A 12,720-nucleotide genomic window follows, 5' to 3' on the forward strand; every position below is an offset into this window, starting at 1 on the left:
CCGGGCGCCCCTTCTCTGGTGTCTGTCAGGCGCTGACGGTCCAGGTGTCGCTGCCGGTGAGGATGGCGTCGAGGTCGGCCGGGGTGGTGGCGGTGGCCTGGTCGAGCTGATCGGCCATCATCCGGTCGTAGGTGGGCTTCTGCACGGCCCGGAAGACGCCCATCGGGGTGTAGCGGAGGTCCTGGGAGGACAGCCGGGACAGCGCGAAGGCGTAGGAGGGGTCGGCGCGGTGGGCGTCGTGGACGACGATGTCGGCCTCGTCGGTCTGGGTGGTCTCGGCGATGGCCAGCCCGCCGAACGGGTCGCGGACCACGCAGGAGGCGCCGTCCGGGCCGAACACCAGCGGCCGGCCGTGCTCGAGCGGGATGGTCCACTGCGGTCCGGTGGCCGGGTCCTTGAGCAGGTCGAAGGCGCCGTCGTTGAAGATGTTGCAGTTCTGGTAGATCTCCACCAGCGCGGTGCCCTGGTGTTCGGCGGCCTGCCGCAGCACGTCGGTCAGCCCCTTGCGGTCGGAGTCCATCGCCCGCCCGACGAAGGTGGCGTCGGCGCCCAGCGCCAGGGAGACCGGGTTGAACGGGTGGTCCAGGGAGCCCATCGGGGTGGACTTGGTGACCTTGCCGACCTCGCTGGTGGGGGAGTACTGGCCCTTGGTGAGCCCGTAGATCCGGTTGTTGAACAGCAGGATGGTCAGGTTCACGTTGCGGCGCAGGGTGTGGATGAGGTGGTTGCCGCCGATGGACAGCGCGTCGCCGTCGCCGGTGACCACCCACACCGACAGGTCCGGGCGGGAGGCGGCCAGGCCGGTGGCGATCGCCGGGGCGCGGCCGTGGATGGAGTGCATCCCGTAGGTGTTCATGTAGTACGGGAACCGGGAGGAGCAGCCGATCCCGGAGACGATGACCATGTCCTCGCGGGCGATGCCGAGGGAGGGCAGGAAGCTCTGCACGGCGTTGAGGATCACGTAGTCCCCGCAGCCGGGGCACCAGCGCACCTCCTGGTCGGTCTTCATGTCCTTGGCCTTGAGCGCCGTCTGCTTGTCGCCCTGGGTGGCGACCGACGCGGAGATGGCGTCGGCGATCGGGCCTCCGGGTGCGTCGGGCATGCCGAGGTCGTGCACGTGGTCGGTGGTGGTCATTCCGCCCCTCCGATGGGGTCGGCGGCGAGGGGGGCGCCGCTGGTGGAGTCGATGACGTCCTGCAGCACCGCGGCCAGTTCGGCGGCGCGGAAGGGCAGCCCGCGGACCTGGGTGTGGGACTGGACGTCGATCAGGTACTTGGCGCGCAGCAGCAGCGCGAGCTGACCGAGGTTCATCTCCGGGCAGACCACCCGCTCGTAGCGGGCCAGCAGCTCGCCCAGATCGGCGGGCAGCGGGTTGAGGTGCCGCAGGTGCAACTGCGCGACCGACCGCCCCGAGCGGCGGATCCGCCGGCAGGCCGCGCCGATCGGCCCGTAGGTGGAGCCCCAGCCGATCACCGCCACGGTCGCGTCGCCGTCGGGGTCGTCGACCTCGGTGGGCGGCAGCGTGGCCGCGATCCCGTCGACCTTGGCCTGGCGCAGCCGGGTCATCAGGTCGTGGTTGACCGGGTCGTAGGAGATGTTGCCGGTCTTGTCGGCCTTCTCCAGGCCGCCGATGCGGTGCTGCATGCCGGCGGTGCCGGGGATCGCCCACGGCCGGGCCAGCGTGTCCTCGTCGCGCAGGTAGGGCAGGAACTCGCCGTCGGCGCCGTTGGGCTCGGTGGCGAAGCCGACCGCCGGCGTCAGGTCGGGCAGGTCGTCGACGTCGGGGATCGGCCAGGGCTCGGCGCCGTTGGCCAGATAGCCGTCGGACAGCAGGATCACCGGCGTCCGGTAGGCCAGCGCGATCCGGGCGGCCTCCAGCGCGGCGTCGAAGCAGTCCCCCGGCGAGCGCGGGGCGATCACCGGCAGCGGCGCCTCGCCGTTGCGGCCGAACATGGCCTGCAGCAGATCCGACTGCTCGGTCTTGGTCGGCAGCCCGGTCGACGGGCCGCCGCGCTGCACGTCGATGACCAGCAGCGGCAGCTCGGTCATCACCGCCAGCCCGATCGCCTCGCTCTTCAGCGAGATGCCGGGACCGGAGGTGGTGGTCACGCCCAGCGCACCGCCGAAGGACGCGCCGATCGCCGACGCCACCCCGGCGATCTCGTCCTCGGCCTGGAAGGTCCGCACACCGAAGGACTTGTGCTTGGACAGCTCGTGCAGGATGTCGGAGGCGGGGGTGATCGGATAGGCGCCGAGGAACACCGGCAGCCCGGACCGCTGCCCGGCCGCCACGATGCCCAGCGCCAGCGCCTGGTTGCCGGAGATGTTGCGGTACCGGCCCGGCGCCATCGGGGCGGGCTTGATCTCGTAGGAGACGGCGAACGCCTCGGTGGTCTCGCCGTAGTTGTAGCCGGCCCGGAAGGCGGCGATGTTGGCCGCGGCGATCTCGGGCTTGCGGCGGAACTGCCGCTCCAGGAACCGCACCGTGCCCTCGGTGGGCCGGTGGTACATCCAGGACAGCAGGCCGAGGGTGAACATGTTCTTGCTCCGCTCGGCCTCCTTCTTGCCCAGCCCGGAGTCGGCCAGCGCGTCCAGGGTCATCGAGGTCAGCGGCACGGCCACGGTCTGCCAGCCTTCCAGCGACCCGTCCTCGAGCGGGTTGGTGGCGTAGCCGACCTTCGCCAGGTTGCGGGGGGTGAACTCGTCGGAGTCCACGATCAGCAGCCCGCCGCCGGGTAGGTCGGACAGGTTCGCCTTCAGCGCCGCCGGGTTCATCGCCACCAGCACGTCCGGGGCGTCGCCGGGGGTCATGATGTCGTGGTCGGCGAAGTGCAGCTGGAACGACGACACCCCGGGCAGGGTCCCCGTCGGCGCCCGGATCTCGGCCGGGAAGTTCGGCAGCGTGGACAGGTCGTTCCCGAAGGACGCCGTCTCGCTGGTGAACCGGTTCCCGGTCAGCTGCATCCCGTCACCGGAGTCACCGGCCAGCCGGATAACCACCCGGTCCAGCTCGACGACGCTCTTGACGAAGGGCGCGGAGCCCTCGCCGGCGTCGGCGGTGACGGGCGTGTTGGTCGCAGTCATCAGTGGTGTACCTCCACCGGCCGAGATTACGTGGCTCACCCGTCACGGTTCCCGTGACGGGGGTCACAAGTGCAGAACGTCCGGGGTTCCCGGCACCGCCACGGTGCAACCGGACCGGCATCGGCCGCATTCCGTGACCGTGCTCGCAGCCGCCGGGCCGGCCCTCAGGGGAACGGCGCCCCCGGGGCCGCCGTTGACCCGGGCGTGCAGCGCTGGAGCAACGGGCTGAAGACCGCGGTCCTCCTCGGTCTCATGGGGGCGCTGATCCTCGCCGCCGGCGCGCTGATCGGCGGACGGGGCGGACTCTTGATCGCACTCGTCGTCGCCCTCGCGGTCAACGGCTACGCGTACGTCAACAGCGACACGCTCGCCCTGCGGGCGATGCGTGCCTTCCCGGTGACCGAGACGCAGGCCCCGGCGCTCTACGCGATGGTCCGGGAGCTGGCCACCGGGGCCCGGCAGCCGATGCCCCGGCTCTACGTGAGCCCGACCGACCAGCCCAACGCGTTCGCCACCGGCCGCAACCCGCGCAGGGCGGCCGTCTGCGTCACCCAGGGCATCCTGGAACTGCTCGACCGCCGGGAGCTGCGCGGCGTCCTCGCCCACGAGCTGTCGCACGTCTACAACCGCGACATCCTCATCAGCTCGGTCGCCGGCGCGATGGCGACGGTGGTCACCTATCTCGCGCACATGGCGATGTTCGCCTCGCTGTTCGGCGGCCGGTCCGACGAGCGGGGCGGCGGCAACGCCCTCGGCAGCCTGCTGCTGGTCTTCCTGGGCCCGGTCGCGGCGGGGGTGGTGCGGATGGCGGTCAGCCGCAGCCGCGAGTACCAGGCCGACGCCTCGGGGGCCGCGCTCTCGCACGACCCACTCGCGCTGGCCGCGGCGCTGCGCAAGATCGAGCGCGGCGCCACCGCCCGGCCTCTGCCGCAGGAGGACCGGCTGGTGACCCAGAGCCACCTGATGATCGCCAACCCGTTCCGCGGTCAGGGGCTCGCGTCGCTGTTCACCACCCACCCGCCGATGGCTCAGCGGATCGCCCGGCTGGAGCAGATGGCCCGGGAGCCCGACCAGCGCTGAGAGGGCGGGGCCTTCGTCAGCGGTAGTTGTCGAACTGCAGGGCGACGTCGAGGTCCTTGCCGCGCAGCAGCTGCTGGACCGCCTGCAGGTCGTCGCGCTTCTTCCCGCTGACCCGCAGCTGGTCACCCTGGATCTGGGCCTGGACGCCCTTGGGCCCCTCGTCACGGATGATCTTGGCGATCTGCTTGGCCTTGTCCGACTCGATGCCCTGCTTGATCCGCGCGGAGATCTTGTAGGACCGCCCCGAGGACTGTGGCTCGTCGGCGTCCAACGACTTGAGCGAGATGCCACGCTTGATCAGCTTCTCCTTGAAGACGTCGAGCGCGGCGGCGACCCGCTCCTCGGTGTCGGCGCTGAGAGTCACGCCCTCCTCGCCGGCCCAGGCGATCGTGGCGTTGGTGCCGCGGAAGTCGAAGCGCTGGGAGAGCTCCTTGGCCGCCTGGTTGAGGGCGTTGTCGACCTCCTGGCGGTCGACCTTGCTCACCACGTCGAACGATGCGTCGGCCATCGGGTGCTCCTCTCGGTCCGCCGCGCGCCGTCCGGAGCCCCGGTGGGACACCGGCGAGGCCGGGCGACGTCGTCTTGTACGCTTCCCGGGTACCACCACGGCGGGTTGCCCGAGTGGCCAATGGGAGCGGACTGTAAATCCGTCGGCTTAGCCTACGAAGGTTCGAATCCTTCACCCGCCACGGGTACGACCAGGGCCCCCGACCTCCGCTGAGGTCGGGGGCCCTGTGCTGTCTCAGGGGGCCGTGGGGGCCCGGGCGCTCGCGACGGCGGTCCGCTCGAGCGGCTCCCCGCCGAGGAACAGCCAGCCGAAGGCGATCTGCACGCTGCGCGTGCACGTCACCGTGACCTCCGCCCCGTCGGTGTCCGTCGACCACGCGTCGAGCCCGCCGCCGCCGTCGGCGAGCTGGTCGGCGACGGCGGCCTGCGTGCTGGCCCGGGTGAGCGGCAGCGTCGCCCCGACCCCCGTCGCGTAGAGCGCCGCCTCGTCGGTCGCGTTCGCGGCCGCGAGGGCCGCCCCGTCGCACACCGACTGCACCTCCTGCTGCTCGAGGAAGGCGTCCGAGGCCGCGATCGCGCCGAACGCCATGAGCGCCGCGACCAGCCAGCACACGAGGACCAGCGGCAGTGTCGAGCCACGCTCGGCGGCGTCCCCGGTCTGTCGCACGCGGGGCAGCGTAGGGGGCGTCCTCGATCTCTCCACGGCCTGTGGACGCCGCTGTGGACGCGTGTGGACGGTCGGGGGACGCCCCCGGTCCGCCGCGGCCGCCCCTGTGGACCGCCCCCGACACGCCGACGGCACGACACGCGAGACCCCGCCGGCACCAGCCGTCCCACCGCCCCCTCGTGTCATGCGTTCGGGTGACACAGTGCCATTTTCGACCACGGACAGTGACGACATAGCGAGGCGTCACCCCGTCGTGATCTTCCGTGCTTGTCCCGATCGGGTGACGGGCAGCAATCTTCCCGGCGCGGTCCGTACCGAACGACGCTCTGCCCCCGCGCCTGGGTGACTGCCGCGCTCTTGGAGCAGTCCTTCATGCCTGAGGAGGCGTCATGCGCACGAACACGTCCGACCGTGGCACCCGCTGGAACCGTGGCACCCGGTGGAACCGTGGCACCCGGTGGAACCGCGGGACCCGCTGGAACAGCTGACCGGCCTCTGACGAAGGGTGGCCGGCCCGTTTGCCGGCTGCCCCTTTCGGGGTGCACGCTCGAACCGGAGCCGCCTGCAACCCGACTGGCGCTGTTAGCCTCTCGGCCGCACTTCTCCCTCACTTCTTCGCTGGGAACGGGTGACCGTGGCCGAACTCGATCCGAGCGCGCCCGCGCGGTGGTCGGCGTTCCGCCAACCGTCCGTGGTGGCGTTCGGCAGCATCGCTCTGGCGCTGCCGTTCGTCGTCTACCTGCTGGGCACGGCCACCGCGCCGGTGGACCTGTGGGTGGTGCCGGCGTTCTTCGCCGCCTTCCTCGTCGCCGAACGGCTGACGCTGGCCGTCGAGGTGCGCTCGCACACCTTCACCTGCTCCGTCGGTGAGGTCGTGCTGGTCGTCGCCCTCGTCGAGATGGGCGGCACCTGGACGGCGGTCGCGTGGGCGGCCGCGATCTGGGTGATCAGCGTCCGCGACCCGATCGCCATCTCCAAGACCCTCACCAACGTCGCGGCGACCGTCATCCAGGTCGGCGTCGTGGTCCTGGTCCTGGACAACCTGCCGGTCGGTCCGCTCACCGACCCGCTCACCTGGCTCTGCTACATCCTCGCGGTCGCCACGGCCACCGCCGTCGGCACGCTCATCGTCATCGCGGCCATCGCCATCACCCAGGGCAACCCGGGCCGGGTGATGCTGGCCCGGCTGTTCGTCCCCGTGCTGGTCGTCTACCCGCTCTCGGTGGTCATCGGCCTGGTCGCCTCGCTGCTGGTCGACCGGACCGCGTGGGCCTGGCTGCTGCTCCTGCCGGTGCTCGTGGCCCTGGCGCTGCTGTACCAGCGCTTCGCCCGGGTGGCCCGGGAGAGCGAGCGGCTGGAGCGGGTCTACGAGTTCGCCCGGCGGGTGGAGCAGGTCAGCTCCGACGAGGACGGCACCCGGCTGATCGTCGAGGCGGTCAAGGAACTGCTCAACGCCGAGCGCGTGGCGCTGTGGCTGCCGCCCTACCTGGACGAGGGGCCGCGCCTGGTCGTCGCGACCGAGGACGGCCGCAGCTGGTACGACGGCCCGAGCGACCCCGACGACCTCATCCGCCGGCGGGCCACCGACGGCTCGGTGGACGGCCCCGTCCTCGTCTCCCTGGCGCGGGCGACCGACGCCGAGGCCGCCGCCCTCGCCCGCCGCGGCGCCGAGGACCTGCTCGCCGCTCCCGTGGCCACCGCGGCCGGGGAGCCGGGTTACCTGGAGATCTGCGACCGGCGCAGCGACGTCGTCTCCTTCGTCGACGGCGACCGCGCCGCGCTGGACTCGATGCTGACCCACGTCAACGCGGCGATCCGGCAGCAGCAGCTGCTCACCCAGATCCGCTACGACGCCGACCACGACCGGCTCACCGGGCTGCCCAACCGGCAGCGCCTCGCGGTGGAGATCGACCAGCTGCTCGCCGCCGACCCGGTGGCCGGCCGCGCCGGGCTGATCCTCGCCGCCCTGGACAACTGCACCGAGGTCACCGACACCCTCGGGCACGCGGCCAGCGACGAGCTGCTGCTGGTCACCGCCGGCCTGCTCCGGGAGCACGCGCCCCCGCAGGCCCTCGTGGCCCGCATGGAGGGTGAGCAGTTCGCCGTCCTGCTGCCCGGGCTGTCCCTCGCCGCCACCGAGCGGGCCGCCCGGCGGCTGCGGGAGGCCACCTCCACGCGGGCGCGGGTGGCCGGCCTGGACCTCGAGGTGACGCTGTCCATCGGCGTGGCCGCGGCCCCGGTCCACGGCACCGACGCCGGCACGCTCATGCAGCGGGCCGACGTCGCGCTGCTGGCCGGGTCCGGCTCCAGCGGCGTGGCGAGCTACCACCCGGTGCTCGACCAGCAGAGCCTGCGCCGGCTGCAGCTGGGCACCGAGCTCGAGCAGGCGATGGCCGAGGGCCAGATCAGCGTCGTCTTCCAGCCGATCATCGACGCGCGGTCCTCCGACATCGTGTCGGTCGAGACGCTGGTCCGCTGGGCGCACCCGCGGTACGGCGCGATCGCGCCGGACGACTTCATCCACCTGGCCGAGCAGATCGGCCGGATCGGGCTGCTCACCGACCACGTGCTCGACCTGGCGCTGGCCCGCTGCCGCAAGTGGCTGGACCAGGACATCGCCCTGTCGGTGGCGGTCAACCTGTCCGCGCGCTGCCTGGCCGAGCCGGACCTCGTCGATCGGGTGCGGCGCGCGCTGCGGCGGCACGGGGTCCCGGGGGAGCTGCTGACGCTGGAGCTCACCGAGGGCAGCGTCGTCGACGACTCGGTGCGCAGCAGCACCGTCCTGGCCGACCTGCACGCCCTGGGCCTGCGGCTGTCGATGGACGACTTCGGCACCGGCTACTCGTCGCTGTCCCAGCTGCGCCAGCTGCCGATCGACGAGGTGAAGATCGACAAGTCCTTCGTGCTGGGGATGTCCACCAGCCAGGGCGAGTCGTTCATCGCCCGGTCGATCATCGAGCTGGCGCACAACCTGGGCCTGCGGGTCGTCGCCGAGGGCGTCGAGGACGAGCTGACCCGCAACCTGCTGGCCGAGATGGGCTGCGACAAGCTGCAGGGCTTCCTGGTCAGCCGGCCGCTGCCCGACGAGCGGCTGGAGAGCTGGATCCTGGCCCGCACCGGCGTCCGCTCGGCGGCTCCGGGTGCGCCGCACCGGCGGCTGTTCGTCCGCACCTGACGGCGCGCCGGAAACCCCGGCGACGGACGGCCGACGGCGTCGGGTACAGTTCTCGACGGCTCCGGCCACCGCCCCTTTAGCTCAGTCGGCAGAGCGTCTCCATGGTAAGGAGAAGGTCTACGGTTCGATTCCGTAAAGGGGCTCCGACCGACCGGTCCTGTCGCGAGACCGGGCCGCACGGTCTCCCGGCGGTGTAGCTCAGCCAGGCAGAGCAAGCGGCTCATAATCGCTGTGTCACCGGTTCAAATCCGGTCACCGCTACTCTCGACGGACCCCGCACCTCGGGGTCCGTCGGCGTGTTGCACCACCGCGCGGGCACCCGTCCGCGCGCACCGGGTCCGGCAGGCCCGTTCCGACAAGGCGAGGAGCCTCCATGGCAGCCACCGACGTCCGTCCGAAGATCACCCTGGCGTGCCAGGAGTGCAAGAACCGCAACTACATCACCCGCAAGAACCGGCGCAACGACCCCGACCGGCTCGAGCTGAAGAAGTACTGCCCCAAGGACCGCCGCCACACCGTCCACCGCGAGACCCGCTGACCCAGCGGTCTCTGCGGCAGGGAGGGCGGGAGCATGGCGCTTGATCCGACACTGGTCGGGCGCAGCTACCCGCCCTCCGCCGTCTACGAGGTCGGCCGCGAGAAGATCGCCGAGTTCGCCGCCGCGATCGGCGAGACCGACCCGGTCCACCGCGACGCCGGGGCCGCCCGCGCCGCCGGCCACCTCGACGTCATCGCCCCGCCGACGTTCGCGATCGTGCTGACCCTCTCCGCGGCCGGCGTCGTCGTGGAGGACCCCGACGTCGCCCTCGACTACAGCCGCGTGGTGCACGGCGAGCAGCGGTTCACCCACCACCGGCCGATCCGCGCCGGCGACCGGCTGGTCGCGACGCCCACCATCGAGGCCGTCCGCAGCGTGGCCGGCAACGACCTGCTCACCACGCGGGTCGACGTCGCCACCGAGGAGGGGGAGCCGGTCTGCTCCGCGTCCTCGATGCTCGTGGCCCGGGGGACGGCATGACCGTGCGCGCCGCCGACGCACCCGTCGGCACCGAGCTGCCCGAGCAGACCTACCGGGTCACCCGCGCCGACCTCGTCCGCTACGCCGGCGCCTCCGGGGACTTCAACCCCATCCACTGGAACGAGCGGGTGGCCACCGGGGTCGGCCTGCCCGGGGTCATCGCCCACGGCATGTTCACGATGGCGCTGGCCGCCCGCGCCGTCACCGCGTGGACCGGCGACCCGGCCGCCCTCGTCGAGTACCAGGTCCGCTTCGGCCGGCCGGTGGTCGTCCCCGACGACGACGCCGGTGCCGAGGTCGTCGTCCGGGGCAAGGTGGGCACCCTCGCCGACGGCGGCCGCGCCCGCGTCGACCTCACCGTGACCAGCGCCGGGGAGAAGGTGCTGTCCCTGGCGCGGGCCACCGTCCAGTTGGCGTGAGCACCCGCCGCCACCTCTCGTTCCCCCTCGCCGCGCTGCTGCTCCTGTCCGGGTGCGGCACGTCGTTCGTCGACACCCTCGCCGCCGAGCAGGAGAGCGCGGCGCCTGCGGACGCCCCGCCTCCCGGGTGCGGCGAGCGGGCCGCGCCCGACCCCGACCGCCCCGTCGTCCGGCTGGACTTCCGCCTGGACGCGGACCTCCGCACGGTCACCGGCACGGAGCGCGTCGTCTTCACGCCCGACCGCCGCACCGACGAGCTGGTGTTCCGGCTGGTGCCCAACTCGCCGTCCGCCGCGGCCGGCGGCAACCGGCTGGCCGTGGACGGCGCGACCGGGGACGACGTCGCCGGCGGCGGCTACGAGGACGCCGGCGCCGAGGGGCCGGGCGGGCTCTACGTCGTCCGGCTGGACCGGGAGCTGGCGGCGGGCGAGTCCACGGAGGTGTCGCTGGAGTTCACGCTGACGCTGGGCCGGGGCGAGTTCGAGCGGGTGGGCGCCGCCGACGGCGTCTCCTGGTGGGCCAGCGGCGCGCCGCTGCTGGCGTGGGAGCCCGGCGCCGGGTGGGCGCGGGACCCGTTCGTCGAGATCATCGGCGAGACCGCCGTCAGCCCGGTCGCCGACACCCGCATCAGCGTCTCCGCACCGGCGGAGCTGACCGTCCTCATGACCGGCGACCAGGAGGAGCCCTCCGCCGAGCGCGACGGCCGGCGCACCTGGACCTCCACCGAGCCGGTCGCCCGGGACGTCAGCGTGGCCGTGGGGGAGTTCGGCACCGCCACGCGGACCACGCCCGGCGGGGTCGAGGTGACCACCGGCGTCCTGCCCGGCGCCGCGGTCGCTGCCGACGCCCTGGCCGACCGGACCGTGGCGGCCATCGGCGACCTCGAGGTCCGCTTCGGCGCCTTCCCGTACCGCACGCTCACCGTGCCGCTGCTGCCCGATCTCGGCGGCGGCATCGAGTACCCGAGCTCGATCCTCCTGGCCGGCGCCAGCGAGCTGGTGCTGGTGCACGAGGCGGCGCACATGTGGTTCTACGGGATGGTGGGCGACTCCCAGTTCCGCGACCCGTGGCTGGACGAGGCCTTCGCCAGCTACGCGGAGTCGGTGGCGTTCCCACCCGATCCGGCCCAGGTCGCGCAGGGGCTGGCCCTCCCCGGCGACGTGGGGGTGGCCATGGACGAGTTCCGCAGCGTCGAGGACTACTTCGCCCGCGTCTACGGCAAGGGCGCGGCGGCGCTGCACCGCGCTCGGGAGGCGGCCGGCGCCGAGGCCTTCGACGCGGCGCTGCGCTGCTACGTGGACACCAACGCCTGGACCATCGCCACCCCGGACGACGTCGCCGCGGCTCTGGCCGACCTGCCCGCCGCCCTCGACGTCCTCCTGGCGGCCGGTGCCGTCCGGCCGGAGGACCTGCCCGACTGAGGCCCCCTGCAGGGTCCCGGCGCGAGCCTGCGAGCGGTGGGGGGCAGGGGGTCCTTGTTCTCAGCCGGCGGACCCCAGCAGGCGCTGCATCCGGGTCACGCCCTCCACCAGGTCGTCGTCACCGAGCGCGTAGGACATCCGCAGGTAGCCCGGGGTGCCGAACGCCTCGCCGGGGACGACGGCCACCTCCGCCTCCTCGAGGATGATCTCGGCCAGCTCCACGCTGTCGCTCGCGGTGCGCCCGGCGATCGGCCGGCCGAGCAGCGACTTGACCGACGGGTAGACGTAGAACGCGCCCTGCGGCTCCGGGCAGGCCACCCCGGGGATCTCGCGCAGCATCGACACGATCGTCCGGCGGCGCCGGTCGAAGGCCTCCTTCATGCGGGCCACCGCCGACAGGTCGCCGGTCAGCGCGGCGATCGCCGCCGCCTGCGACACGTTGGCGACGTTGGACGTGGCGTGGGACTGCAGGTTGGTCGCCGCCTTGACGATGTCGGTGGGTCCGACGATCCAGCCGACCCGCCAGCCGGTCATCGCGTAGGTCTTGGCCACCCCGTTGACGACGACGCAGCGGTCGGCGAGCTCCGGCACCAGCACCGGCATCGACGGCGCGGTCACCCCGTCGTAGGTCAGGTGCTCGTAGATCTCGTCGGTGAGCACCCAGATCCCGTTGTCCAGCGCCCACCGGCCGATCTCCTCCACCACCTCCGGCGGGTACACCGCGCCGGTCGGGTTGGACGGCGAGCAGAACAGCAGCACCTTGGTCCGCGGCGTCCGGGCCGCCTCGAGCTGGGCGACCGAGACGAGGTACCCGCTCTGCTCGTCGGCGACCACCGGAACCGGCACGCCACCGGCCAGCGCGATCGCCTCGGGGTAGGTCGTCCAGTAGGGGGCGGGCAGGAGCACCTCGTCGCCGGGGTCGAGCATCGTGGCGAACGCCTCGTAGACGGCCTGCTTGCCGCCGTTGGTGACCAGCACGTTGGCAGCCGAGACCTGCAGCCCGGAGTCGCGGGCGGTCTTGGCGACGATCGCCTCCTTGAGCGCCGGCAGCCCGCCCGCGGGCGTGTACCGGTGCATCGCCGGCTGCGAGCAGGCGGCGACGGCGGCCGCGACGATGTAGTCCGGCGTCGGGAAGTCCGGTTCCCCCGCGCCGAACCCGATCACCGGCTTGCCCGCGGCCTTGAGGGCCTTGGCCTTGGCGTCGACGGCGAGCGTCGCCGACTCGGCGATCGCGGCGATGCGGCGGGAGATGCGGCGCTCGGCGGGCGGCAGCTCGGCGGACGGGGCGGCGGACTCCGAGGAGGAGACGGCGGTCATGTGCTCATCGTGTCAAAGGGCGGAGCTGCCGG

The 12,720-nt window shown here is 72.8% G+C and carries 11 protein-coding genes and 3 tRNA genes; 9 read left to right on the forward strand and 5 right to left on the reverse strand.

The annotated features are described in order from the left end of the window. Positions 1–25: 25 nt before the first annotated feature. Both MY520_RS13155 and MY520_RS13160 read right to left on the reverse strand, forming a co-directional pair. Complete coding sequence (locus tag MY520_RS13155; protein ID WP_436692559.1) at positions 26–1,135, reverse strand: 2-oxoacid:ferredoxin oxidoreductase subunit beta; 1,110 nt, start codon at positions 1,133–1,135, stop codon at positions 26–28. Continuing rightward, on the reverse strand, positions 1,132–3,084 hold the full coding sequence (locus MY520_RS13160) for a 2-oxoacid:acceptor oxidoreductase subunit alpha (protein WP_436692560.1): 1,953 nt from the start codon (positions 3,082–3,084) through the stop codon (positions 1,132–1,134). Before MY520_RS13160 ends, MY520_RS13155 begins: the two co-directional genes overlap by 4 nt. A 204-nt stretch (positions 3,085–3,288) precedes the next feature. On the opposite strand from MY520_RS13160, the gene htpX reads away from it, so the two are divergent. After that, entirely contained in the window at positions 3,289–4,164 is an 876-nt protein-coding gene (htpX, locus tag MY520_RS13165) for a zinc metalloprotease HtpX (protein WP_436692561.1), read from the forward strand. A gap of 16 nt (positions 4,165–4,180) precedes the next feature. Here htpX and MY520_RS13170 read toward each other — a convergent pair whose 3' ends face one another. After that, positions 4,181–4,672 (reverse strand): YajQ family cyclic di-GMP-binding protein, encoded by a 492-nt coding sequence (locus MY520_RS13170; RefSeq protein WP_436692562.1) that lies wholly within the window; start codon positions 4,670–4,672, stop codon positions 4,181–4,183. 99 nt (positions 4,673–4,771) lie between these two features. Here MY520_RS13170 and MY520_RS13175 point away from each other — a divergent pair. Beyond that, positions 4,772–4,853 (forward strand) — tRNA-Tyr (locus MY520_RS13175). 53 nt (positions 4,854–4,906) lie between these two features. Here the strand turns inward: MY520_RS13175 and MY520_RS13180 are convergent. Beyond that, positions 4,907–5,338, reverse strand: a complete 432-nt coding sequence (locus tag MY520_RS13180; RefSeq protein ID WP_436692563.1) for a pilus assembly protein TadG-related protein — start codon at positions 5,336–5,338, stop codon at positions 4,907–4,909. Between the two features lie 628 nt (positions 5,339–5,966). Between MY520_RS13180 and MY520_RS13185 the strand changes: the two genes are divergently transcribed. From MY520_RS13185 to MY520_RS13215, 7 genes are all read left to right on the forward strand, one after another. Further along, positions 5,967–8,513 (forward strand): putative bifunctional diguanylate cyclase/phosphodiesterase, encoded by a 2,547-nt coding sequence (locus MY520_RS13185; protein ID WP_436692564.1) that lies wholly within the window; start codon positions 5,967–5,969, stop codon positions 8,511–8,513. Positions 8,514–8,583: 70 nt separating this feature from the next. Further along, positions 8,584–8,656: transfer RNA gene (locus tag MY520_RS13190), tRNA-Thr, on the forward strand. A 44-nt stretch (positions 8,657–8,700) separates the two neighbouring features. Further along, positions 8,701–8,774 (forward strand) — tRNA-Met (locus MY520_RS13195). Positions 8,775–8,886: 112 nt separating this feature from the next. Beyond that, complete coding sequence (gene rpmG / locus MY520_RS13200; RefSeq protein ID WP_436692565.1) at positions 8,887–9,051, forward strand: 50S ribosomal protein L33; 165 nt, start codon at positions 8,887–8,889, stop codon at positions 9,049–9,051. Positions 9,052–9,084: 33 nt separating this feature from the next. Then, a complete protein-coding gene (locus MY520_RS13205) occupies positions 9,085–9,531 on the forward strand; it encodes an FAS1-like dehydratase domain-containing protein (protein ID WP_436692566.1) in 447 nt (148 codons plus the stop codon). After that, positions 9,528–9,950 carry a MaoC family dehydratase gene (locus tag MY520_RS13210; protein WP_436692567.1) on the forward strand — a complete coding sequence of 141 codons (423 nt, stop codon included), beginning with the start codon at positions 9,528–9,530 and terminating at the stop codon, positions 9,948–9,950. Before MY520_RS13205 ends, MY520_RS13210 begins: the two co-directional genes overlap by 4 nt. Beyond that, a complete protein-coding gene (locus MY520_RS13215; protein ID WP_436692568.1) occupies positions 9,947–11,371 on the forward strand; it encodes a M1 family aminopeptidase in 1,425 nt (474 codons plus the stop codon). Before MY520_RS13210 ends, MY520_RS13215 begins: the two co-directional genes overlap by 4 nt. A 60-nt stretch (positions 11,372–11,431) precedes the next feature. On the opposite strand, the gene MY520_RS13220 is transcribed toward MY520_RS13215, so the two are convergent. Further along, positions 11,432–12,688 (reverse strand): pyridoxal phosphate-dependent aminotransferase, encoded by a 1,257-nt coding sequence (locus MY520_RS13220; protein WP_436692569.1) that lies wholly within the window; start codon positions 12,686–12,688, stop codon positions 11,432–11,434. Positions 12,689–12,720 lie beyond the last annotated feature (32 nt).

It is taken from the genome of Geodermatophilus sp. CPCC 205506 (assembly GCF_051383635.1).
In the GTDB taxonomy this organism is placed as follows: Bacteria; Actinomycetota; Actinomycetes; order Mycobacteriales; family Geodermatophilaceae; genus Geodermatophilus.

Bases quoted from the DNA above. Each gene is read 5' to 3' on its own strand.
- MY520_RS13220 (WP_436692569.1), bottom strand. From the start codon at position 12,688: ATGACCGCCGTCTCCTCCTCGGAGTCCGCCGCCCCGTCCGCCGAGCTG.
- MY520_RS13205 (WP_436692566.1), top strand. From the start codon at position 9,085: ATGGCGCTTGATCCGACACTGGTCGGGCGCAGCTACCCGCCCTCCGCC.
- MY520_RS13160 (WP_436692560.1), bottom strand. From the start codon at position 3,084: ATGACTGCGACCAACACGCCCGTCACCGCCGACGCCGGCGAGGGCTCC.
- rpmG (WP_436692565.1), top strand. From the start codon at position 8,887: ATGGCAGCCACCGACGTCCGTCCGAAGATCACCCTGGCGTGCCAGGAG.
- MY520_RS13210 (WP_436692567.1), top strand. From the start codon at position 9,528: ATGACCGTGCGCGCCGCCGACGCACCCGTCGGCACCGAGCTGCCCGAG.
- MY520_RS13170 (WP_436692562.1), bottom strand. From the start codon at position 4,672: ATGGCCGACGCATCGTTCGACGTGGTGAGCAAGGTCGACCGCCAGGAG.
- MY520_RS13155 (WP_436692559.1), bottom strand. From the start codon at position 1,135: ATGACCACCACCGACCACGTGCACGACCTCGGCATGCCCGACGCACCC.